This is a genomic window from Sphingopyxis sp. 10G20-10, assembly GCF_057365075.1.
The window spans coordinates 2,631,655-2,653,496 of record NZ_CP195117.1 but is presented as its reverse complement, the minus strand read 5'-3'; the positions used below and the strand labels follow the sequence as shown (position 1 = coordinate 2,653,496).

Annotated in this window: 25 protein-coding genes; 14 read left to right on the top strand and 11 right to left on the bottom strand. The window is 61.6% G+C overall.

The annotated features are described in order from the left end of the window. The gene (locus ACR3XE_RS12920; protein ID WP_473700287.1) at window positions 1-912 is read right to left on the bottom strand and encodes an SMP-30/gluconolactonase/LRE family protein; all 912 of its coding nucleotides are present in this window, start codon (window positions 910-912) and stop codon (window positions 1-3) included. Between the two features lie 171 nt (window positions 913-1,083). Here ACR3XE_RS12920 and ACR3XE_RS12915 point away from each other — a divergent pair, with 171 nt between their 5' ends. The 3 genes from ACR3XE_RS12915 to ACR3XE_RS12905 are packed head-to-tail and all read left to right on the top strand — an operon-like array spanning window position 1,084 to window position 4,480. Continuing rightward, window positions 1,084-2,391, top strand: a complete 1,308-nt coding sequence (locus ACR3XE_RS12915) for an amino acid permease (RefSeq protein ID WP_473699795.1) — start codon at window positions 1,084-1,086, stop codon at window positions 2,389-2,391. After that, complete coding sequence (locus ACR3XE_RS12910; protein WP_473699796.1) at window positions 2,388-2,987, top strand: TIGR02466 family protein; 600 nt, start codon at window positions 2,388-2,390, stop codon at window positions 2,985-2,987. The genes ACR3XE_RS12915 and ACR3XE_RS12910 overlap by 4 nt, the downstream gene beginning before the upstream one ends. 50 nt (window positions 2,988-3,037) lie before the next feature. Further along, entirely contained in the window at window positions 3,038-4,480 is a 1,443-nt protein-coding gene (locus ACR3XE_RS12905) for an NAD-dependent succinate-semialdehyde dehydrogenase (protein WP_473699797.1), read from the top strand. Window positions 4,481-4,587: 107 nt separating this feature from the next. Here the strand turns inward: ACR3XE_RS12905 and ACR3XE_RS12900 are convergent, their stop codons facing one another. After that, complete coding sequence (locus tag ACR3XE_RS12900; protein WP_473699798.1) at window positions 4,588-5,358, bottom strand: SDR family oxidoreductase; 771 nt, start codon at window positions 5,356-5,358, stop codon at window positions 4,588-4,590. Next, window positions 5,355-5,726, bottom strand: a complete 372-nt coding sequence (locus tag ACR3XE_RS12895) for a dihydroneopterin aldolase (protein ID WP_473699799.1) — start codon at window positions 5,724-5,726, stop codon at window positions 5,355-5,357. The genes ACR3XE_RS12900 and ACR3XE_RS12895 overlap by 4 nt, the downstream gene beginning before the upstream one ends. Window positions 5,727-5,819: 93 nt before the next feature. On the opposite strand from ACR3XE_RS12895, the gene ACR3XE_RS12890 reads away from it, so the two are divergent. From ACR3XE_RS12890 to ACR3XE_RS12875, 4 genes are read left to right on the top strand one after another with little or no spacing between them, the layout of a single operon-like run. Further along, on the top strand, window positions 5,820-6,323 hold the full coding sequence (locus ACR3XE_RS12890) for a GNAT family N-acetyltransferase (protein WP_473699800.1): 504 nt from the start codon (window positions 5,820-5,822) through the stop codon (window positions 6,321-6,323). Window positions 6,324-6,367: 44 nt separating this feature from the next. Next, on the top strand, window positions 6,368-6,952 hold the full coding sequence (locus ACR3XE_RS12885; RefSeq protein ID WP_473700288.1) for a DUF1285 domain-containing protein: 585 nt from the start codon (window positions 6,368-6,370) through the stop codon (window positions 6,950-6,952). Then, on the top strand, window positions 6,952-7,542 hold the full coding sequence (locus ACR3XE_RS12880; protein ID WP_473700289.1) for a CoA pyrophosphatase: 591 nt from the start codon (window positions 6,952-6,954) through the stop codon (window positions 7,540-7,542). The genes ACR3XE_RS12885 and ACR3XE_RS12880 overlap by 1 nt, the downstream gene beginning before the upstream one ends. Further along, window positions 7,458-8,735, top strand: coding sequence for a CCA tRNA nucleotidyltransferase (locus ACR3XE_RS12875; protein ID WP_473699801.1), 1,278 nt, complete (start codon window positions 7,458-7,460; stop codon window positions 8,733-8,735). Before ACR3XE_RS12880 ends, ACR3XE_RS12875 begins: the two co-directional genes overlap by 85 nt. Here the strand turns inward: ACR3XE_RS12875 and ACR3XE_RS12870 are convergent. Then, the gene (locus ACR3XE_RS12870) at window positions 8,720-10,429 is read right to left on the bottom strand and encodes a putative bifunctional diguanylate cyclase/phosphodiesterase (RefSeq protein WP_473699802.1); all 1,710 of its coding nucleotides are present in this window, start codon (window positions 10,427-10,429) and stop codon (window positions 8,720-8,722) included. The genes ACR3XE_RS12875 and ACR3XE_RS12870 overlap by 16 nt on opposite strands. 61 nt (window positions 10,430-10,490) lie before the next feature. Continuing rightward, the gene (parC, locus tag ACR3XE_RS12865) at window positions 10,491-12,794 is read right to left on the bottom strand and encodes a DNA topoisomerase IV subunit A (RefSeq protein ID WP_473699803.1); all 2,304 of its coding nucleotides are present in this window, start codon (window positions 12,792-12,794) and stop codon (window positions 10,491-10,493) included. Between the two features lie 115 nt (window positions 12,795-12,909). Between parC and ACR3XE_RS12860 the strand changes: the two genes are divergently transcribed. From ACR3XE_RS12860 to ACR3XE_RS12845, 4 genes are all read left to right on the top strand, one after another. Beyond that, window positions 12,910-13,536: a lysophospholipid acyltransferase family protein gene (locus ACR3XE_RS12860; protein WP_473699804.1), complete on the top strand. Its 627-nt coding sequence runs from the start codon at window positions 12,910-12,912 to the stop codon at window positions 13,534-13,536. Beyond that, entirely contained in the window at window positions 13,533-14,348 is an 816-nt protein-coding gene (locus ACR3XE_RS12855) for a DUF1295 domain-containing protein (protein WP_473699805.1), read from the top strand. Before ACR3XE_RS12860 ends, ACR3XE_RS12855 begins: the two co-directional genes overlap by 4 nt. Next, the gene (locus tag ACR3XE_RS12850; RefSeq protein WP_473699806.1) at window positions 14,327-14,752 is read left to right on the top strand and encodes a ribose-phosphate pyrophosphokinase; all 426 of its coding nucleotides are present in this window, start codon (window positions 14,327-14,329) and stop codon (window positions 14,750-14,752) included. Before ACR3XE_RS12855 ends, ACR3XE_RS12850 begins: the two co-directional genes overlap by 22 nt. Window positions 14,753-14,825: 73 nt before the next feature. Then, window positions 14,826-15,158: a hypothetical protein gene (locus ACR3XE_RS12845; protein WP_473699807.1), complete on the top strand. Its 333-nt coding sequence runs from the start codon at window positions 14,826-14,828 to the stop codon at window positions 15,156-15,158. A 178-nt stretch (window positions 15,159-15,336) separates the two neighbouring features. On the opposite strand, the gene ACR3XE_RS12840 is transcribed toward ACR3XE_RS12845, so the two are convergent. After that, a complete protein-coding gene (locus ACR3XE_RS12840) occupies window positions 15,337-16,266 on the bottom strand; it encodes an isopenicillin N synthase family dioxygenase (RefSeq protein WP_473699808.1) in 930 nt (309 codons plus the stop codon). A gap of 124 nt (window positions 16,267-16,390) precedes the next feature. On the opposite strand from ACR3XE_RS12840, the gene ACR3XE_RS12835 reads away from it, so the two are divergent. Continuing rightward, the gene (locus tag ACR3XE_RS12835; protein WP_486185788.1) at window positions 16,391-16,816 is read left to right on the top strand and encodes an EVE domain-containing protein; all 426 of its coding nucleotides are present in this window, start codon (window positions 16,391-16,393) and stop codon (window positions 16,814-16,816) included. Between the two features lie 18 nt (window positions 16,817-16,834). Here the strand turns inward: ACR3XE_RS12835 and ACR3XE_RS12830 are convergent, their stop codons facing one another. The 5 genes from ACR3XE_RS12830 to ACR3XE_RS12810 form a co-directional block, all read right to left on the bottom strand. After that, window positions 16,835-17,155 (bottom strand): PilZ domain-containing protein, encoded by a 321-nt coding sequence (locus ACR3XE_RS12830; protein WP_473699810.1) that lies wholly within the window; start codon window positions 17,153-17,155, stop codon window positions 16,835-16,837. Window positions 17,156-17,274: 119 nt separating this feature from the next. Next, complete coding sequence (gene arfB, locus ACR3XE_RS12825) at window positions 17,275-17,676, bottom strand: alternative ribosome rescue aminoacyl-tRNA hydrolase ArfB (RefSeq protein ID WP_473699811.1); 402 nt, start codon at window positions 17,674-17,676, stop codon at window positions 17,275-17,277. Continuing rightward, window positions 17,669-18,364, bottom strand: a complete 696-nt coding sequence (locus ACR3XE_RS12820; RefSeq protein WP_486185787.1) for an RluA family pseudouridine synthase — start codon at window positions 18,362-18,364, stop codon at window positions 17,669-17,671. The genes arfB and ACR3XE_RS12820 overlap by 8 nt, the downstream gene beginning before the upstream one ends. A gap of 132 nt (window positions 18,365-18,496) precedes the next feature. After that, the gene (locus tag ACR3XE_RS12815; RefSeq protein WP_473699812.1) at window positions 18,497-19,096 is read right to left on the bottom strand and encodes an FMN-dependent NADH-azoreductase; all 600 of its coding nucleotides are present in this window, start codon (window positions 19,094-19,096) and stop codon (window positions 18,497-18,499) included. A gap of 79 nt (window positions 19,097-19,175) precedes the next feature. Then, window positions 19,176-19,871, bottom strand: a complete 696-nt coding sequence (locus ACR3XE_RS12810) for a pirin family protein (protein WP_473699813.1) — start codon at window positions 19,869-19,871, stop codon at window positions 19,176-19,178. 140 nt (window positions 19,872-20,011) lie between these two features. Here ACR3XE_RS12810 and ACR3XE_RS12805 point away from each other — a divergent pair, with 140 nt between their 5' ends. Both ACR3XE_RS12805 and ctrA read left to right on the top strand, forming a co-directional pair. Beyond that, a complete protein-coding gene (locus ACR3XE_RS12805) occupies window positions 20,012-20,938 on the top strand; it encodes a LysR family transcriptional regulator (RefSeq protein ID WP_473699814.1) in 927 nt (308 codons plus the stop codon). A 140-nt stretch (window positions 20,939-21,078) separates the two neighbouring features. Continuing rightward, the gene (ctrA, locus tag ACR3XE_RS12800; protein ID WP_473699815.1) at window positions 21,079-21,786 is read left to right on the top strand and encodes a response regulator transcription factor CtrA; all 708 of its coding nucleotides are present in this window, start codon (window positions 21,079-21,081) and stop codon (window positions 21,784-21,786) included. Window positions 21,787-21,842: the final 56 nt, after the last annotated feature.

Sequence of the window (21,842 nt, the reverse complement as noted above, 5' to 3'; positions counted from 1 at the left end):
TTAATATTGCAGGGTCAGCCCGGGACGGCTCCAGCGGGTTTTTACCAGTCGACCGGTGCCGGACAGGGTCAGATAGGCATCGCGCATATCGTCGCCGCCAAAGGCGATGTTGGTGGTGAAAATATCGTCGGTCGATACGAATTCCACCAGATCGCCGTCGGGAGAAATACAGCTGATCCCGCATTCGCCAATCGTCGCGACCGCCACATTGCCACAGTCTTCCATCGCCAGACTGTCGAAAAATTTATAGCCGGCGGGGCGATACACAGGGATGCCGGGTCCGCCGGGGCCAGCATCGGGCGCGACCTTGCCCGGCGCGGTGATGTTAAACTTCATCAGGCGGCAGGTGTAGGTTTCGGCGGCAAACAACGTCTTGCCATCGGGCGACAGGCCGACGCCGTTGGGATTATTCGACGGAAAGATGACTTCCTCGATAAAACTGCCGTCGGCCTTGGCATAGAAAATGCCGACAATGTCATGGCTGCGTTTGGCATAATCGACCTTGCCATGGTCGGTGAACCAGAAACCGCCATGCGCGTCAAAAACGATGTCGTTGGGGCCGCGCAGATTGATGCCATGGTCGCCCGATTGATACAGGACCTCGACCGCGCCGGTGTCGATGTCGATGCGTTCGATGCGTCCGCCGGAATAATCGTCGGCAATGCCGTGCGGGGTCAAATAACCGCCCTCTTCGGCCCAATTAAAGCCGCCATTGTTGCAGCAATAGAGTTTTCCATCGGGTCCGATAGCGAGTCCATTGGGGCCGCCGCCGGGCTTTGCCACCACTTGCTTGCGGCCATCGGGCCAGCAGCGCGTGATCCGCCCCGCCGCAATTTCCGTTACGACAATGCTGCCATCGGGCATCACCACAGGCGCTTCGGGGAAACGCAGTCCGTCCGCGATCAATTCCATCATGTCCCTAATCTCCCCGCAAGTTCCTGTGTATGGCCCGCACGCTGCCAGTGTCATGGTGTGAATTCAAGGCTGCTTGACCGAGGGCGTGTTCGGGTGCCACGTGCGGATGATGACAAAAATAGCCTGTTCCGCGAGTCTCGTTTTCAACCCCCGGACAGGAGTGGCTCGATGATCTTGAAATCAGCCGAAGCCCCGCGCGGCATGGGCACATGGGCCACTCTGGCGCTGGTCATGGGCAGCATGATCGGGTCGGGTGTGTTCCTTTTACCTGCCAGTCTTGCGCCGCTGGGCTGGAATTCGGTGTTTGGCTGGTTGATTACGGTCGCTGGATCGCTGTGCTTGGCCGCGATATTCGCGCGGCTGGCAGGTGCCATGCCAGAAGCCGGAGGCCCCTATGTTTTTACGCAGTCGGCTTTTGGTAATGGCCCGGCCTTTGCCGTTGCCTGGGCCTATTGGATATCGATGTGGATGGGCAATGCCGCGATTGCGACAGCGGGGGTCAGCTATCTCAGCCGCCTGTTTCCGGCGCTTACCGCGCCCGGCGTGGCGGTGGCGACGACTATTGCCTTTGTCTGGTTGTTCACCCTCATCAATCTGCGCGGGGCAAGGGTGGCGGGGCGCCTCCAACTGGTCGCAACCTTGTTAAAGATCATCCCGCTGGTTGCGATTATCCTGCTGGCGCTGTGGATTTTGGGAACCCAGGGCACCACCACCATTGCGCCATTCCATACCGCTGACATTCGGATATCTTCGATCGCCGCCGCAACGACGCTGACGCTATGGGCGATGCTGGGGTTGGAGGCGGCCACTGTTCCCGCCGATAAGGTCATCGACCCGGAACGCACGATCCCGCGCGCGACGATGCTGGGAACGGGCGGCGCGGGGCTGATCTATATCTTCGTCTGTTCAGCAGTGGTGCTGATGCTTCCCACCGCCACGCTGAGTGTGTCCGAAGCGCCTTTTGCCGATTTCTTTGACCGTTTCTGGGGCGTCAATGCAGGGCTTGTGATTGCGGCATTCGGCGCAATCAGCGCCCTTGGTGCCCTGAATGGCTGGATCATGTGTCAGGCCGAACTGCCCGCCGTGCTGGCGCGCGACGGCCTGTTCCCACGCTGGCTGGCGGGCAAGGATGCCAAGGGCGTGCCGGTCAACGCCCATATATTGTCGACCGGCGTCCTCACGGCCGTCTTGTTGCTCAATATGTCGAAAACGACGTCCGAGATGTTTGAATTCCTGATCCTGATAACGACGTCGGTCATATTGGTGGTCTATGTTGGATGCGCGCTGTCGGCGGGCTGGTTGATGCGGCGCGGCACCCTGACGCGAAGTGCCGGCTTTGGCCTGACGGTCGCGGGAGGGCTGATCTATGGGTGCTGGACATTGATCGGGGCGGGCGCCGAGGCGCTTGGCTGGGCCGCCGTGCTGTTGGTTGCCGGGGTTCCCATCTACCTCGTGATGAGAAGAACCCCCGCATGACCGTTCGCCCGCTCTTTGTGACCAATTTCTGGGAGGCCGATGTCGGCGACGCAGACCTGCTCGCAGAACTGGAGCAAAGCTGTTTCCTGCTGGCCGAAGAGGATGTGGCGGGGCGGCGTTGGTCGCGCGACCATGGCTATAAGGGCTATACCAGCTACGCCAGCCTGTCCGACCTGCCGCAGCGCGACCCTGCCTTTGCCGACCTGAAGCGCCTGCTCGACAGGCAGGTGAAGGGTTTTGCTGCCGCTTGCCATTTCGATCTGGCCAAGCCGCTGCGACTCGACAGCTTGTGGGTCAACGTTTTGAAACCCGGCGGCACCCACAGCGGGCATATCCATCCGCACAGCATTGTGTCGGGGACTTTTTACGTTGCGGTTCCGCCCGGTTCTGGCGCGCTCAAGCTGGAGGATCCGCGTCTGGCGATGATGATGGCCGCGCCGCAGCGAACCGACGATGCGCCCGAGGAGCTTCGCCCCTTTGTCTATGCCGAACCCGCGGCGGGGCGTGTGTTTTTGTGGGAAAGCTGGCTGCGGCACGAGGTGGTTCCGCATAAGGGCAAGGGCGAGCGGATCAGTATCAGCTTTAATTACAGCTGAGCGCGCCTATATCGGGGTCATCGTTACAGATGAAACCAAAGGATCCCTCCATGACTGCAACCACCGCCACCTATGATGCCGACCTGAAATTGTTCATCAACGGCGCGTGGCGGAGCGGGGAGGGGCGCGATGTGGCGCCTGTGTATAATCCGGCGACCGGCGCGACCATCGCCGATCTGCCTGTCGCCACCACGGCGGATCTCGACGAAGCCTTGGCCGCGGCCGACGCGGCATGGCCGGTCTGGCGCGCCAAGACGCAGGACGAGCGCGCGGCGCTGCTCCACAAGGTGGCATCGAACATCCGCGACCGCATCGAACCGATTGCGACGCTGTTGACGCTCGAACAGGGCAAGCCGATTGCCGAAGCGCGCGGCGAGGTTGCCTCGGCGGCGGGATTGTTCGACTATTTCGCCGAGGAGGGCAAACGCATCTATGGCCGCGTGCTCCAGCGTCCGGCGGGGCAGCGCACGATGGTACTGAAACAGCCGGTGGGGCCGACCGCCGCCTTCAGCCCGTGGAATTTTCCGGTTAATCTGATGGCCAAGAAAATCGCCCCTGCGCTCGCTGCGGGTTGTGTCGTCATTGCCAAGGCGCCCGAAGAAACGCCGGGCTGTACCAGCGCTATCATGCAGTGCATCGCCGACGCGGGGATCGACGCCGGTGTCGCACAGCTCGTCTATGGCGTTCCCGATCATATCAGTCGTCATCTGCTGGCCAGTCCGGTGATCCGCAAGGTCAGCTTCACCGGATCGACCGTGGTCGGCAAGCATCTGATGAAACTCGCCGCCGACGGGGTGAAGCGGATTACGATGGAGCTCGGCGGTCATGCGCCGGTGCTGATTTTTGACGATTGTGATCTGGAAAAAACCCTCGACCGCGTGGTGTGGCAGAAATTCCGCAACGCAGGCCAAGTCTGCATCTCGCCCACGCGCTTTTATGTGCAGGAAGGCATTTACGACGCTTTTGTGAAGGGATTTGCCGAGCGCACCGCCAAGGTGAAGGTCGGCAGCGGGCTGGACACCGACACACAGATGGGGCCGCTGGCCAACAGCCGCCGCGCCCCCGCGCTCGAAGCGATGATTGCCGATGCCAAGGCCAAGGGCGCGCGCGTCGTTGCCGGCGGTGAAGCGGGCGACAAGGGCTTTTTCTTTCAGCCGACAGCGATTGCCGATGTGCCGCTAGAGGCCGATGCGATGAACCATGAACCTTTTGGTCCGATGGCGCTGATGCGGCCGTTCAAGGATTTCGACGAGGCGATCGAGCAAGCCAACCGGCTCCCCTATGGCCTCGCCGCCTTTGCCTTCACCGAAAATGGCCGCCGCATCAACCAACTCGCCGAGATGATCGAAAGCGGGATGGTCGGGGTGAACAGTTTTGTGATTTCAACCACCGACACGCCATTCGGCGGCATCAAGGAATCGGGGTTCGGCAGCGAAAGCGGCCCCGAAGGGTTGGACGGCTATCTGGTGACCAAGGCGGTGCATATTTATTGAGGGAACACCCTTAACCCCGTTCGCCCTGAGCTTGTCGAAGGGCTGTCCTTCCTCGCGCAGAAAAGAGCAGTGCTTCGACAAGCTCAGCACGAACGGGTCTTTTGGCTTTAATCCCGCTCCAGATGCACGAAATCGCGGCCCTGCGGCGCCAGATGCGCGCCGCCGTCGACGAAGATGGTTTGGCCGGTCACTGCCTCGGCCTTCGCGAGATACAGGACCGCATCGGCAATCTGGTCGGGGGTCGGAAGCGCGCCGAGTGGCATCAACGCCGCAAGCCGTTCGACTTGTGCGGGGCTGTAATCGTCGGTGGCGATGGTCAGGCCGGGGGCGACGGCGTTGACGCGGGCGCGGTTGCCGAAGGCCACAGCGAGCGTGCGCGTTGCTTGCCACAGTGCCTGTTTGGACAGGCTGTAGGCGATCTGGTCGGGGACCGGATTGGCGACGCGCTGGTCGACGATGTTGATGATTGCGGGCCGCGTATCTGGCGCGCTCGCCGCTACAAGCGCTTTGGCCAACATCACCGGCGCATGATGATTGACATGCATCATCGTAGCCAAATCGCTCGCGCTCAGATCCTCCCACCCGCCTTCAGCGAAATGAGCCGCATTATTGACCAGCAGGTCGGGCGCACGCCCGAAATGCGCGGTCACGGCGGGGATGAGCGAGTCAACTGCCGCTGCATCGCCTAGGTCGCAGCGGAAGCGGTGAACCGAAACCCCCGTTTCGGCCAGCGCATCGGCCAGCACCTTGTCAGCCTCGGCGGGACTACGCTTGTGCAGCGCTAGCGCATAGCCCGCGCGCGCCAGTCGCGCCGCGATCACCGCCCCGACGCGGTGCAACCCGCCCGTGACGAGCGCCAGCGGCGGCTGGCCGGTCATTTTCTGGCACGCCGCATGGTGATACCAATTTGTTCGCCTTCTTCGGCGATGGCGAGTTTGACGATCTTCACTTCAACCTCTTGAACCTTGTCATCCTGAAGGAACAGCGTGTCGATGATATGGTCGGCGACGCTTTCGATCAAAATGAAATGGACGTCGGTCGGAATCGCCTGCGTCGCGGCGAATTTCAGGTCCATATAGCTTTTGGACGTGCTGAGCGGGGTTGTCGGATCATAATGATCGGCCATGCCAAGTCGCGCGCGCAGCGAGATGCGCAGCGGCTGCGGCAAGTGGGTTTCTTCGGAGTAAACGCCGGTCAGCACCTGAACGGTCAACCCGTCCACTTCCAGCCATAATTGGTCAGTCACGCCATCATCCTGTCGATCGGGCGGGCGATATTGCGCTTTGCAATATGGCCGCTCGCCCCCTAAAGCGCCGCCGCATTAGCGAAAGGGTGGGCGTTGGTCGAGTTACTTCCATTGTCGGAGATTGATGCGGACAGCGTCGAGGCGTTGCTCGACGCCGCATTTGGCGCGGATCGCCACAGCCGCACCGCCTATCGCCTGCGCGCGGGGATGGCCGCAATTCCGGCGCTGAGCTTTGCCCTGTTGGAAAATGACGCGCTGATCGCGACGATCCAGTGCTGGCCGGTCGCGCATCGCGCGGCGGATGGCAGCGTCACGCCGCTGGTGATGGTCGGGCCGGTCGCGGTGATGCCCGATCAGCAACGCGACGGCCATGGCCGCCTGTTGATGGCGCATATGTTGAAAGCGGCCGAGCGCAACGCAGATGCAGCGCTGATGATGGTCGGCGATCCCGAATATTACAGCCGCTTCTTTGGCTTTACCGCCGAGGCGACGGGCGCATGGGACTTGCCGGGGCCTTTTGAGGCGCATCGCCTGCTTGCGCGGGACATCGGCGTGCACAAGGTGCCGATAGCGGGCGGAACAATCGGTCCGCGTTGACCGGTCGGACTTGCGCCGCGCGCCTGTCCGCCTATGTCGGAGGGATGGTCAGCCCCGCTCCTTCGCTTCCCGCCGAATTTTCACAGCTTTCGCTGACCGAGGCCGCCGAATTGCTGGCGGCGCGCAAATTGCCGCCGGTCGATGAGTGGAATCCGACGCGCAACGGTGACAGCGAGATGGAAATTCGTGCCGATGGCCGCTGGTTTCATCAGGGCGACCCGATCAACCGCCCCGCGATGGTCAAACTGTTTTCGACTATTTTGCGGCGCGAGGACGACGGCAGCCATGTGTTGGTGACGCCGGGCGAACGACTGGCGATTGCTGTCGAGGATACCGCCTTTCGCGCTGTCGAACTGAAAAGCGAGGGTGAGGGCAAGGAACGCCGTCTGCTGTTCCGGCTCGACACCGACGACCTGGTGCTGGCGGGACCCGACCATGGATTGAGCTTTGGCGATGATCCCGCCGACCCCGACCCACGACTCCATGTGCGCGGCGACAAGGGCGGCGGGCTGCAGGCGCGGATCAGCCGCCCGCTCTATTATGAACTGGTCGACATGGCTCTGGCCGAGGGACGCGACCCGCCCGCGCTCTGGTCCGATGGCATATGCTTTCCGTTGGTGGCCGCCTGATGCTGTCGGAAAAATTGCGCTATGCGCTCAACCATTTACTACCCGACGCGGGCGAGGATGAAGCCTATCTGGCGGGGCAAGCGGACAAGGTGCGCGATGCCGCGGTGCTGATTGCCTTTACCGATCGTCCCAACCCCGGCGTCATCCTGACCCAGCGTCCGCAATGGCTGCGCAATCATGCGGGACAAGTGGCTTTTCCGGGCGGCAAGATTGATCCCGGTGACCGCGATGCCGTCGATGCCGCCCTGCGCGAGGCCGAAGAGGAAATCGGGCTAAGCCCGCGCGATGTGATGGTCGCCGGACAGACCGAGGCTTATCGGTCGGGCAGCGGCTTCTTGATTACGCCGGTGCTGGGCGTGATCCCGCCCGATCTGGTGTTTGAGCCCAATCCCGACGAGGTCGAGGACTGGTTTGAAGTGCCGCTCGACACATTATTCAATGCCGATAATTATGCGCTGCATGAGGCGCATTGGCAGGGCCGTGCGCGCCGCTATTATGACATGGATTGGCAAGGGCGACGGATCTGGGGCGTGACAGCGGGTATCATCATCAATTTGGCGCGGCGGATGCCGACGGGCTGGCACAAATGAGCCGGTTGCCCGCAGCGACGTGGCGCGATGCGCCCGGTTTGCAGCGCATTGTTGCCGCGCTGTCGGGTAAGGGCGGCGCGGTGCGCTATGTCGGCGGAGCGGTGCGCGATACTTTGCTCGGCCTGCCGGTGACCGACGTCGATCTGGCTACTCCGCTGACCCCCGTGCAGGTGACCGAGCGACTAGAGACGGCGGCGATCAAGGTGGTGCCGACCGGCATCGCGCATGGCACCGTGACGGCAGTGGCCGATGGCGACCGGCACGAAATCACGACCTTGCGGCGCGATGTGGCGACCGATGGACGCCGCGCGACGGTCGCCTTTGCCGATGACTGGCAAGAAGATGCGGCGCGGCGCGATTTCACGATCAACGCGCTTTATGCCGACCCCGCGACCGGCGAGATTAGCGACTGGTTTGGTGGACTCGACGACCTGAAGGCGGGACGCGTGGTTTTCATTGGCGACGCGGCGACGCGGATTGCCGAGGATCATCTGCGCATTTTGCGCTTTTATCGCTTTGCCGCGCGTTTCGGGAAAGGGCCGCTCGACCCCATTTCGCACGCGGCGGTTGTCGCGGCGCGCGAGTCCTTGAAAAGCCTGTCGCGCGAGCGGGTGGCGGACGAGTTGCTCAAGATATTGGGGCTGCCCGATCCGCGTGCGATTGTCGCGCAGATGGCAGCGGACGGTATTTTTGCGACGATGCTTCCCGAATCCAATCCCGACCTGAACCGCGCCCTCGACCGGCTGCTCCGCAATGAAGAGGCCGCTGGCGCCGGTGCGTCTGCTATCCGGCGCCTGTCGGCGCTGCTTGCGGGCGGAAAAGAGGCCGCTGTCGGGGTCGCCCACCGTCTGCGCCTGTCGACGCGGCAGCGTAAACATTTGATGTTGCTGGCCGGTCAGGCCGACGCCGCCGCGCGTCCGGTGCGTCAGCTTGCCTATGACTATGGCGAGGACGCGGCGCGCGATATCCATTTGCTCTATGGCGATACCACCAGCTCAAGGGTTGCGGCAGAGCAGTTGCGGAACTGGGACCCGCCCGTCTTGCCGCTAAAGGGCGGCGACATTGTTGCGCGCGGGATTGCAGTGGGGCCTGATGTGGCACGCATCCTGAAAAGCGTTGAGGCCGCGTGGGTGCGCGAAGATTTCCCCGATGCCGCGCGCGTGGCGGCGCTGCTCGATCAGAATATCGGCTGATCGATCGAGGCGCGCCAAAAGGCGAAGGCATCGTCGGTGCTCAACGGCCGGGCGAACAAAAATCCCTGACCGAAATCACAGCCGAGTGCCGACAATAATCGTGCCTGATCGGTGGTTTCAACGCCCTCTGCCGTGGTTTTCATGCCGAGCGTTTCGGCGAGGCTTTGAATGGTGCGGACAATCGCCACTTTTTCGCGGTCATCGACCATCCGGTCGACAAAGCTGCGGTCAATTTTGAGCACGTCGAGCGGCAGGCGTTGCAGATAGGCCAGGTTGGAATAGCCGGTGCCGAAATCATCCATGGCGACCCGCGCGTCGAGCGCCTTCAATTCGTTGAGCACAGACAGCGCAAGGTCGGGATCGCCAATAATGGCGCTTTCGGTGAGTTCGAACATCAGCCGGTCGGCGGTAATGCCGTTGGCCGCCAGTGCCTGTCGCAGGACCGCCGCAATATCGTCGCGTACCAGCTGTATCGCCGATACGTTCACAGCAACATGGCAATCGACCACCGTCCCGCCATTTTGGGCGTCCCAATAGGCCAGGGTTTCGGCAGCCTTGTTGACCGCCCATTGGCCGAGTGGAACGATCAGCCCCGAATCTTCGGCGACCGGGATGAATTCGGTGGGCGAGATCATGTTGCCGCGTGCATTATTCCATCGCGCCAAAGCCTCGAATCCGGCGACTTTGCCCGATTCAAATTCAATCAGTGGCTGAAATTCCAGATGCAACCGATCATCCTCGATCGCGCTCCGCAATTCAGTCTCGAGGCCGAAGCGGTTGAGTGACAATAGGGCGGCTTCGGGTTCGTAAATCTCGATGCGGTCGGTTTGTTTGGCGCGCTTTAGCGCGATTTGCGCGTGGCGCAGCTGGTCGGCAATGTCACCTTCGCCCTTCGCCTGGATGGCGCAACCGACCGCGCAATCGACGCTGACCTGCAGTTCACCGATCCGCAACGGGTGGTCAAAGCAGCCACGGATGCGGCGGGCAATTTCGCGCACATCGGCCTTGCCGCCGGTGATGCGCGACGAAATGGCGAATTCGTCGCCGCCGGTGCGCGCCAATATGTCGCCGCTGCGCAGGCTGGATTTCAAACGGCGCGCCACGGTGATAATCAGCTCGTCACCCGCCATCGGGCCGACATGTTCGTTGATGCGGCTGAACCGCGCCAGATCGAGCAACAATATGGCATGGTCATCGGACTGCTCATCCTCCAGCCGTCGTTCGATCATCTCTTCGAATCCGGTGCGATTGGGCAGGCCGGTCAGGCTGTCCGACACCAGTTCGCGGCGCAAATTGCGTTCGACCATCAACTCCTGCGTGCGATCGATCAGGGTCAGCAGAAACAGGGTTTCGCTGCCGTCATCGGCCGACAACAGGCCGATGGCACCGCGCAATTCACGCGCGCCGACACCATCGCCCAGTCGGCAGGCGAAGCTGATATTCTCGACAGGCTCATAGACGGCTCTTTCAACAGCGCGCGTCAATTCGATCGGCGTGTCGGTGGCCGTTGGTGACAGGTTCAGCCGGTCAAAGGCCGCATTGCTGGCATGAAGCCGAAAACTGCCACGCTTGAGCGGGCGAATCAGGGCGGCGGGAACGGGCAACGCATCAATCCAGCCGACATATAGTGTCGGCCGGCTTTGTGCCGGATCGCTGTTGACAGCGATGTCGGGTTGAGTGCGACCTTTACCCATTTCCTAGCGGGCGTAGTAGCATCGGGGTTAAGATGCTGTTTACGGCGACAATAAAATGCGGTCAGCCGAAGCGATTATTCCGCGGAAAGCCGGTTGGTGGCATCCGCCCGGCGGCGCCGCGTGCGACGCGCCACGCGGTCAGGTCGGTTTCGGTGCGGGTGCGCCCGCTGTCGCCGCCCATCGCCCAGCTCAATCCTTCGGCAAAGGCAAAGCTGGTCGCATCGGACAGCCCGCCGTCGCGATAGCGTTGCAACATGACGCCTTGGCCGCGTGTCATCACCGGCACTTCGGACAGCGGGAAAACGACGAGTTTGCGATTGTCGCCCACCGCCGCCACACTGTCGTCATCGCTGGCCAGCGCGCGGACAACGATCAGTTGCGCCTTGGGCTTCAGATTGACGACATTGCGGCCCTTGCGCGTTTCGGCGACGACTTCGCTCATCTGCACCACAAAGCCGTGCCCGCTGGTCGAGGCAAGCAACAAGCGGCCTTCGGCGCTGGCCGGAATCATCGCGACGATGCGTGCTTCGGGGTCGATATCGACCATCAGTCGCAACGGTTCGCCAAAGCCGCGCCCACCGGGCAGCTTGTCGGCACCAACAGTGAAAAAGCGGCCGTCACTGGCAGCGATCAGCAATTTGTCGGTGGTCTGGGCGTGCGCGGCGAATAACATCTCGTCGCCGTCTTTGAACTTGAAGTCGGCCCATTGATCGGACGCGACATGGCCGCGCTGCGCCCGCACCCAGCCGCGTTTGGACAGGATGACGGTGATCGGCTCTTTCTCGATCATCGCGTCGAGCGGTATGTCGCGGGCAGGTGCCGCCTCGGCTAGCGTCGAGCGCCGCGCGCCCAGTTTCGTGTCGGGGCCGTAAACCGCGCGCAGCTTTTCCAGATCCTTGCGTAGCCGCGTGCGCTGACGCGCCGGGCTTTCGATCAATTTGACCAGATCTGCGCGTTCGGCGGTCAGGTCGGCCTGTTCGCGCTTCAGCTCCATTTCCTCCAGCTTGCGCAAGCTGCGCAGCCGCATGTTGAGGATGGCCTCTGCCTGACGGTCGGTCAGCGTGAATTCGGCGATCATCACCGGCTTGGGCTGATCCTCGTTGCGGATGATCTCGATGATCCGGTCGAGGTTCAAAAAGGCGGTGATATAGCCCGCGACCAGTTCCAACCGGTCGTCAATCTTGGCAATCCGGTGCTCGGCGCGGCGGACCAGCACGACAATCTGATGCGCCAGCCATTCGGTAAGCAACTGGTGCAGCCCCATCACCTTGGGCGTGCGCGTTGCGTCAAGGACGTTGAGGTTGAGTGCGAACCGGCTTTCAAGATCGGTCAGCCGGAACAGGCTTTGCATCAATATGTCGGGGTCGATGTTGCGGCTTTTGGGGGTCAGGACGATGCGCAGATTTTCATCCGATTCGTCGCGCACATCCTCCAATATCGGCAGTTTCTTGTCGGCAATCAGCGTGGCAATCTGTTCGATCAGTTTGCCCTTGGCGACGCCATAGGGGATTTCGCTGATGACCAGTTGCCAGGTGCCTCCCGACAATTTCTCAATGCCCGTTGTTTCCCAGCCACCATCGTCGAGGCGACCGGTGGAAAAGCGGGCGCGGATGCGAAACCCGCCGCGTCCGGTCTCATAGGCATGGGCGATCGTTTCGGCGCTGTCGACGATGATGCCGCCGGTGGGAAAATCCGGTCCCTTCACATGGGCCAGCAATTCGGCGAGTTCGGCGCGGGGATTTTCGATCAAGAGCAGCGCGGCGTCGATCACCTCGGCGGCATTGTGCGGCGGAATATTGGTCGCCATGCCGACCGCGATCCCGCTGGCGCCATTGGCGAGCAGGTTGGGGAACAGCCCCGGCATGATTTCGGGCTCTTCATCCTCGCCATTATAGGTGGGACGAAAATCGACCGTGCCTTCGTCGAGCCCCTGCATCAGGTCGACCGCAACGCGGGTCAGCCGCGCCTCTGTATAGCGATAGGCGGCGGCGTTATCGCCGTCGATATTGCCGAAATTGCCCTGTCCGTCGACAAGCGGATAGCGCAGCGAGAAATCCTGTGCGAGCCGGACCATCGCGTCATAAACCGCGGTGTCGCCATGCGGGTGGAATTTACCGATGACATCACCGACGACGCGCGCCGATTTCTTGTACCCCTGCGACGGGTCGAGCTTCATTGCGCGCATCGCCCACAGCAAACGGCGGTGAACAGGTTTCAAACCATCGCGCAAATCGGGCAGCGACCGCGCGGTAATCGTGGACAAGGCATAGACCAGATAGCGTTCGGACAGCGCGCTGCCGAACGGCGTGTCGGTCATGCCGGTCACGGGTTTGTCGCTGTCGGGATCATCGGTGGAATTCGCCATGGTTGCGCGCCGATAGCAAGCTGTGCGTCACAAGGCAAAGGGCGAAAGAGACAAGAGAGCGGCTTGCACCGCTTCACGCTTTCGCCCAAGCCTGTGTCGGGGAAAAGGAGAGGGTGTGACGGCTATCGAAGATGATCCACCGGGATGGGTGGCGCGCGGCGTGCGGCGGTTGTTGCTGCTGTTGTACCGGATGCGTGGCTGGACCGCGGTGGGGGAGATTCCCGAACCCCGCCGCTTTGTCATCATTGCCGCGCCGCACACCAGCAACTGGGATTTTGTCAACTTTCTGGGGCTGACCGCCGACATCGGGATTCGCCCGCATTTCATGGGCAAATTGTCGCTGTTCAAATGGCCGCTGGCGGGATTTATGAAACAAATGGGCGGCATCCCCGTCGATCGCACGGGCGGACGCGACTATGTTCAGCAGATGGTCGACGAATTTGCGCGCCGCGCCGAATTCATGCTGACTGTCGCCCCCGAAGGCACGCGCAGTCAGACCAAAAAATGGCGCACCGGATTTTATCATATCGCGGTCGCGGCCAAAGTGCCGCTGGTCGTCGGGATGATGGATTATGGGACCAAGACCGGCGGGCTGGGTCCGATGATCTGGCCCACGGGCGATTTTCGTGCCGACATGACCAAAGTGTTCGAGGTCTATCGCAGCTGTATCCCCAAAAAACCCGAGCGTGCGGTCAAATCGATCGAGGCCATATTGGGTGACGACGCAGGAGGCGGCGCATGACAGCTTTACCGATGCTACTGGGGATGAACTTCCTCGGCCTGATCGTTGTGATCCTGATCTTGTGGCGGGTGTCGGTGGCGATCCGCGATGTATCCTTCATCGACAGTTTCTGGGCGTTCGGCATGGTTCTCGTTGCGCTGGCCACGGTGGCGCAGGCCGGCCTTGGCGGGCTGCGCGGCGCTTTGTTGCTGGCGCTGGTGGCGCTGTGGGGCTTGCGGCTGTCGTCGCATCTGTTCCTGCGCTGGCGACGCGAGGGAGAGGACCCGCGCTATACCCGCATCATCGGCGGCACGGTCGAGCGCAAGGGTTGGAGCTGGGCGCGCGCCGCACTGGTCATGGCGTGGTTGATGCAGGCACCGTTGCTGTTCATCACCTGCTTGCCCGTGCAGATCGGTATCTGGGCGAGCGCGGCTGCACCGATGCAGACGGTGGGCGCGCTCGGCTGGGTCGGGGTGGCGCTGGCGCTGGCCGGCGTGGCGTTTGAAAGCATCGGCGACGCGCAACTGCGCGCCTTTCGCGCCAATCCGGCGACCGAGGGGCAGGTGCTCGACACCGGCCTGTGGCGCTATACGCGGCATCCCAATTATTTCGGCGATGCGCTGACATGGTGGGGGATCTGGCTGCTCGCCGCCGATGCCGGGCTGTGGGTGGGGCTGGCCAGCCTGATCGGGCCGCTGTTCCTGACCTTTACCCTGACGCGCTGGTCGGGCAAGGCGCTGCTGGAAAAAGGGTTGCACAAGACACGCCCCGCCTATGCCGATTATGTTCAACGCACATCAGGATTTATTCCATGGCCGCCCAAAAAGGCATAGATCAGGGTCTGGGCGACGCGCCGGTCGCGGCGGACGCCCATGCGCTGAGCGACGCGCCGCGCATCCGCGCGATCCTGACCGAGGCGGCGCGCGAAAGCCGTGTGGTCAGCTACTCCGAACTGCTCGGCGATCTGGGGTTCCGCTTCAGCCGCCCCAAAATGCGCGCCGTGTGCCAGACGCTCGGCGAAGTCGACCGGCTATGCGCCCTCGACGGACAGCCCGACATGGCGGTGCTGGTGGTGCGCGAAAGCGACGGCTTGCCGGGCCAAGGCTGGTGGGTCGGCGGAATCCCGCTGCTCCTCGGCTATACCGGCCCGTGGGAAGGCGCAGAGGCCGCGCGGTTTATTCGCGAACAGCAGAAGGTGGTGTTTGACTATTGGGCGGGGCGGGGCGGTGAGGTATGACTGCTTGCGACCTAGTTGCAGTCGTTGAGAGCCAAACTCTAACGTAGTTCGGTAACGGCGAGGCGAACCAGATATGTATGGCAACGATCTTGCGATGATTTTGCTGGTTGTCGGCGCTTCAACTCCGTTAGCGATCATCGGCAGCATTTGTATCGCGTTCATCCCCAAATCAAAAACTCGCAAAAACGCATTGATGGCTTGGTCCTACTTTCCAGCAATTCTGTCGTTTTTGGGGTTCGCGATCTGGTATTTCAGTATCCCGGTCGAGCGCATTCCCTATCAGCCGGTCTGGCTCTGGATGCTAATTGGTGCCGCGGCAACATCGCTGCTGTTCACTCCTGTTTGGGCCCTCGCGGCATTTATTTCGCACAATCTTACACGTCGGCGGCTTGAGGTTGTCGATTGATATAAAAGGCAGCTGCTCACCCCATTGCGGCCATCCACGCGCGTTTCTGAAACGTCACCCTGAACTTGATTCAGGGTCCATGGCCTAAGGGCGCGGGGTCAGGCCGTGGATGCTGAAACAAGTTCAGCATGACGAGAAGATTATTTAGCTGACGGCCCTAGGGGAATCATCGTCGACCCTATTTAACCAACCCAATCTCGCGCAACCGTTGCTGCAGATACTCATCCGCCGTAATCGGCCCGGGATAGGCGTTCGGGTGTGCGGCATCGACGCATTGGTCCAGCGTCTCGATCATATAATCCGACCGGAAATGTAGAAAGAACGGCATCGAATAACGCGCGATACTGGCCCGCCCCGCGTCGGGGTTGCGGACGCGGTGGGTGGTGGACGGCAGGCGGTTGTTGGTCAGCCGTTGTAGCATGTCGCCGACATTGACCGCCATCGCGCCCGGCGGCGGCGCGACGGGGAGCCAGCTGCCGTCCTTGTCGAGGATTTCGAGGCCGGCTTCGTCGGCCCCGAGCAGCAGGGTGATGGTGTTGATGTCCTCATGCGCCTCGGCGCGGATGCCCTTGGCGGGCGCGGCGACGGGGGGATAGTGGAGCAGGCGCATGACGCTGTTGCCGTCGGCCACCGTGTCGTCGAAAAAATCGGATGCCAGCCCCAGATAACGGGCGATTCCCGACAGCAATTGCGCGCCGACGCGGTCGAATTCGGCGAACAGTGTCTCGAACGTATCGCGAAAGCTTTGCACTTCGCGCGGCCAGATATTGTTCGGCTGTTGCGCGGCGAGGCGGTGGCCTTCGGGAAGGTCGCGGCCGACGTGCCAGAATTCCTTGAGGTCGACCTCTGTTGCGCCCTTGGCGATTTCGGTGCCGAACGGGGTATAGCCTCGCGCGCCGCCGCCGCCGGGGATGAAATAGCTTTGCTTAATCTCTTCGGGCAGCGCGAAAAAGGCCTTGGCCTTGTCCCACGCGCGGTCGATCAGCACGGGGTCGATGCCATGATCGGCGATCATCGCAAAGCCAAAGCGTTCGAACGAAGCGCCAAAATCCTGTGCAAATGTGTCGGCCGGAAGGGCCATGGAAATCATCGGTACAGCAGCCGTCATCGGGTTATCCATTTTGGGGCGGGCAGGCCGCCCGCGATTCACATAGTCCGCATGTAGGAGCCTCTACCGCGCGGGGAAAGAGGCTCGCTCTTTTCAATCGCGGCGCAATGTTTAGAAGGGCGGCATGACAAAACAATATTGGCTGATGAAATCCGAACCCGACGCCTATAGCTGGGATGATCTGGTCGCCGACGGCACCGGCATCTGGGACGGCGTGCGCAATCACACCGCCAAGCTGAACATGAAAAAGATGCAGGTTGGCGACGAGGCGTTCCTGTATCACAGCAATATCGGCAAGGCGTGCGTGGGCATCATGACCATTACCGAAACCGCCTTTCCCGACCCGACCGCCGAACCGGGGTCACCCTGGGTGGTGGTGCGTGTCGCGCCGGTCCGCCCGCTGGCGAATCCGGTGACGCTCGCCGCGATCAAAGCCGATCCCAAGCTCGTCGATATGGAACTGGTCCGTCAGTCACGCCTGTCGGTCGCGCCGGTGCGCGCCAGCGAGTGGAAGCATATTTTGACGATGTCAGAGATTGCGCCGGTATAGGGCGCGGCCTCGAACCGGTTAACGGAAACGCCGTTGCAGATGTTCGGCGACCGCCGGGTACAGCGGTTCGACAAATTCACAGCCAAAATCATTGTTGTTGGCGCGCCGGATAATGGCTTCGCGGGTGTCGAGTCCGGGCAATGTGACCCAGATGCTGCTGCCGATATGCGGGCGGCTGAACGTCACCATACGAAAGCCCGTCGATGACAGGTCGTGCAGTTCGACGTCAAAAGGATTGCGCCCGGCCTCACGAAAACGGGCGCGCGCCTTGACAGGTGCCCGTGCGGAGCCGCGGACTTCTTTGTCCTTCTTTTCCGGGGTGATTATCTTTTCCAGCACAGTGAAATGCGATCCCTACTAGCTGATCCTGCGGCTGTTTTAGGCCGCGCTAGTTACTTGTAAGTAAATAGACATGCTGAATCTTCGGAAAAGCAATAGGCGGTCGTCAGACCCGTCGCTCAATCGTGGCTGCGCACCCGTCCGCGTCCGGCCTTCACCGACGCGCGGGCCTTTTTGCTGTCGACGCGGCGCGCCTTGGCGGCCTTGCTGACCTTGGTCTTGACCCGCCGTTCGGGGCGGACGAGCGCCGCATCGATCAAGTCGGACATGCGCTGGCGCGCGTCGGCGCGATTGCCCTCCTGGCTGCGATAGCGGCGCGCCAATATGATGAGCTCACCGTCGCTCGTCATCCGGCTTCCGGCCAGAGATTTCAATCGCTTAAAGGCGTCGGGGGGCAGGCCGAGCGCATAAACATTGACGCGCAATTGGCACGCGGTGGCGACCTTGTTGACATTTTGCCCGCCCGGTCCGGTTCCCGCGAGAAACTTCTCGCTGATCGCGGACTCGGGAATATCAGCCACGGGTCGGCTCTGCGCCTTCCGGCGCGGCAAAGCCCAGCGCGATAAAGCTGGCGGGGAAGGGGGCTTCGGCGATAATCGGCGGCTTTTCGCCGCGTTGAACGATCAGTCGTTCGGCGTGAAGGCGTGTCTGTCCTTTTGGCCCGCCATTGCCATAAACGGGGTCGCCGACCAACGGATGGCCCAGACCTTCGAGTGCATGGACGCGCAATTGATGGGTGCGGCCGGTGGTCGGGCGAAAGCGCAGCAGCGTGCGATTGCCGACCACGGCGAGTTTTTCCCATAGTGATGTTGCTGCCTTGACGTCACGTTCTCCCGCCTTGCCGCCGACCATGCGCCAGCCCTCTTCGGCGGACGATATTTTACGCAAGGGAATGTCGATGGTGCCGCCATCGCCTTCGGGGATGCCGTCGAGGATGGCGAGATAGGATTTCTCGACCTCGCGCGCCTCGAACGCCTTGGTGAAGCGGGCGTGCGCTTTGGGATTGCGGGCGAGAAGCAGGCAGCCTGATGTGTCTCGATCAAGCCGGTGCACCGCCAGTGGCCAGCGCTTGAAACCAAAGCGCAGACTGTCGAGATGATTGACGAGGCTGATGCTGTCGTCGCGCGGCGGATCGACGGGAAGGCCCGCCGGTTTGTCGATGACGATAGACTCGCCATCGAGGAACAGGATGTGATCGGTTAAAAGCATCGCCGGCCTATAGGACAGAAGGCGCGGACGACCAATGCGAAAGGCGCGGCTTGGTCATGACACTAATCCGGTGCCCGCCCCGACTGCCAAGGGGACGGACACCGGATCGCACGGCCCGAGGGATGGGGGATGTCAGGCCGCGAGGGGGATGCTGTCGATATGGGTACCGGCCTTGGCCAGCGCGGCGTCGGCATCGACCATCAACTGGTCCGCCGCGACAATTTCGACATCGGAGATGCCGACAAAGCCCAATATATGGCGCAGATAACCGCTCGCGAAATCAATTGCGCTGCCAACCGCGGTGCCGCCCGATGCCATGACGACATAGGCTTTCTTGCCGGTCAACAGCCCGACAGGGCCGGTTTCGGTATAGCGGAACGTCTTGCGTGCGCGGGCAATCATGTCGACCCAGGCCTTGAGCGCGGCGGGGACACCGAAATTATAGATGGGGGCGGCGATGACGATGGTGTCAGCAGCCTCTAGTTCGGCAATCAGCACGTCCGATACTGCTAGCGCAGCCTGTTGATCGGGGTTGCGCGCCGCGTCGTCGGTAAAATTGGCGTGGACCCAGTCCTGTGTCAGCAGCGGCGGCGGATTGAGAGCGAGGTCGCGCACTACCACCTCGGCACCATATTCGGAGCCTTGGAGCTTGGCGATCAGGCGGTCGGCGAGGTCGCGGGTGGTCGAACCCACATGGCGGGCGCTGGCGTCAATGCGGAGTATCTGTGTCATCTTATATCTCCTGTGATGTTGAAGAGGGGGTGGGCCGCCGCCACTAAGGAGGGGACAGGCGGCAGCCCGGGGGAGCTTGTTAAAGGCTGTCGACGAGCACCAGTTCGGCGTCGTCGATCGCCTCGACGATGATGGTGTCGACATCTCGGATCGCGATACCATCGCGGGCATCGGCCTCGACACCATTGACGCGGATCTTGCCCGTGGCGGACACCAGATAGGCGTGGCGACCCGACGCAAGTTCATATTGAACCGTGTCGCCCGCGTTCACCGTGGCGGCGGCAACCCGCGCATTGGCGCGGATGGGCAAAGCATCATCGCCGTCCATCCCGCTGGCCAGCGTGACAAATTGCCCCGACCGGTCGGCCTTGGGGAATTGCCGCGCGCCCCAACCGGGATTGCCCCCGGCGGAATCGGGGATGATCCAGATCTGGAACAGCGTCGTATCCTCGTCCTCACGATTATATTCGCTGTGGGTCACGCCGGTTCCCGCGCTCATCACCTGCACATCGCCAGCGACCGTGCGGCCTTCATTGCCCATGCTGTCGCGGTGGGTGATGGCGCCGGTGCGGACATAGGTGATGATTTCCATGTCGCGGTGCGGATGCGGGGGAAAGCCCGACTGGCCAGCGATGGCATCATCGTTCCACACCCGCAGCGCGCCCCAGCCCATGCGGTCGGGGTCGTGATAATTGGCAAAGGAAAAATGATGACGGGCATCAAGCCAGCCGTGGTTGGCGTGGCCGAGGCTGTCGAATTTGCGAACTTCGATCATGTTTCGTCCTTTCGTCTGGGCGGGTCGGGATATGTCCGGCGACCCGCGCTTTGTTGCTGTTGAACCCTAAATAGCGACTTCCATCGTTTCCTAAATAGCGTAGATTGAAACATATCGTTTCCATTTTAGAGGTAATCCGCATGATGCTTCCTGACTTTGAAGGCTGGGCCTGCTTTGCCGCCGTGGCCGAAAATGGCAGCTTTACCGGCGCCGCAGCGACAACCGGCCTGTCAAAGGCGAGCGTGTCGAAAGCGGTCAGCCGTCTGGAGGCATCGCTGGGCATCACCTTGTTCCACCGCAGCTCGCGCTCGGTGACATTGTCGACGGCGGGCGCTGGCTTGCTGGAACAGGCGCAAGCGATGGTCGCGGCGGCGGCGGCGGCGACCGAGGCTGCGCGCGATGACCGCGCCGATTTGTCGGGGCCGATCCGTATCACCGTTCCCATGAGCTTTGGCATCCGCAAGCTTGGCGAACCGCTGGCGCGCTTTCTGGCGCAGCATCCGGCGGTGCAGATCGATGTGGTGCTCAGCGATGCGCAGATTGATGTGATCGGGGAGGGATTTGATTTGGCGTTGCGGATTGCCGACCTGCCCGACAGCAGCCTCTTGGTGCGGACCATCGCTCCCGTGCCGCGGGCGCTGATGGCCAGCCCCGCCTATCTGGAACGCCACGGCACCCCGCGCCATCCGCTCGATCTCAGCCGCCATCGGCTGATCGGCTATGGTCATCGTGATCGGGCGATGCCGATGCATTTTGTCCGCGGGGATGAACAGGCGACGGTCATTCCGACCGGACCGATGTTTGCGAACAATGGCGATATAGTCGTGCCGTTGCTTGTCGCAGGAGAGGGTGTTGCGATGATGCCCGAGTTCATTGCCGCCAAAGAATTGGCCGATGGAACGCTGGTCCGCATCCTGCCTGAATGGCCTCTGGCACCGTCGGGATTGCACCTTGTATCACCGCCATCGCGCCTGCGTCCGGCGCGGGTCACGGCCCTCTCCGACTATCTGGTCGAGGCACTCCGGCACAGTTGCGCCGCAAGCGACTCGCCGGATTCATTAGATTAAATCAAAATTAACCTTTTCCCTTCATTAGTTTCATGGTTAATGTTCCAGCGGCCCTGCATTGGGGTCGGGGTGATGACACTATGAAAGGCCAGCCGGGCCGATCTACGGGGTCATCAGGGGAACCATTTAAGGGGTGTCCAATGCGCGTATTGTTGATCGAGGACGAGCCGACGACCGCAAAAGCAATCGATACGATGCTTACGACCGAAGGCTTTAACGTCTACACGACCGACCTGGGCGAAGAGGGCCTGGATCTGGGCAAGCTCTATGATTACGACATCATATTGCTCGATTTGAACCTGCCGGATATGCATGGTTATGATGTGCTCAAGAAATTGCGCACGTCCAAAGTTCAGACGCCAGTGCTGATCCTCTCGGGCATTTCCGAAATGGATAGCAAGGTGCGCTCGTTTGGCTTTGGTGCCGATGATTATGTCACCAAGCCGTTCCACCGCGACGAACTGGTTGCCCGCATTCATGCGGTTGTCCGCCGGTCAAAGGGGCACAGCCAAAGCGTTATCAAGACGGGCAAGCTCGCCGTCAACCTCGACACCAAGACGGTCGAAGTCGACAGTATGCGCGTCCATCTGACTGGCAAAGAATATCAAATGCTCGAACTGCTCAGCCTGCGTAAAGGTACGACGCTGACCAAGGAAATGTTCCTCAACCATCTTTATGGCGGAATGGACGAGCCCGAACTCAAGATTATCGACGTCTTTATCTGCAAACTGCGCAAAAAATTGTCGCTCGCTTGCGAAGGTGAAAATTATATCGAGACCGTCTGGGGTCGCGGCTATGTGCTGCGCGACATCGACGAAGAAGGCAATGAAGTGCGCCGCGTCGCTTAAAACCAAACTTACCCAAGACTGACTGGGGGCGCCGGCGCGGAGAAATCCGCGCCGGT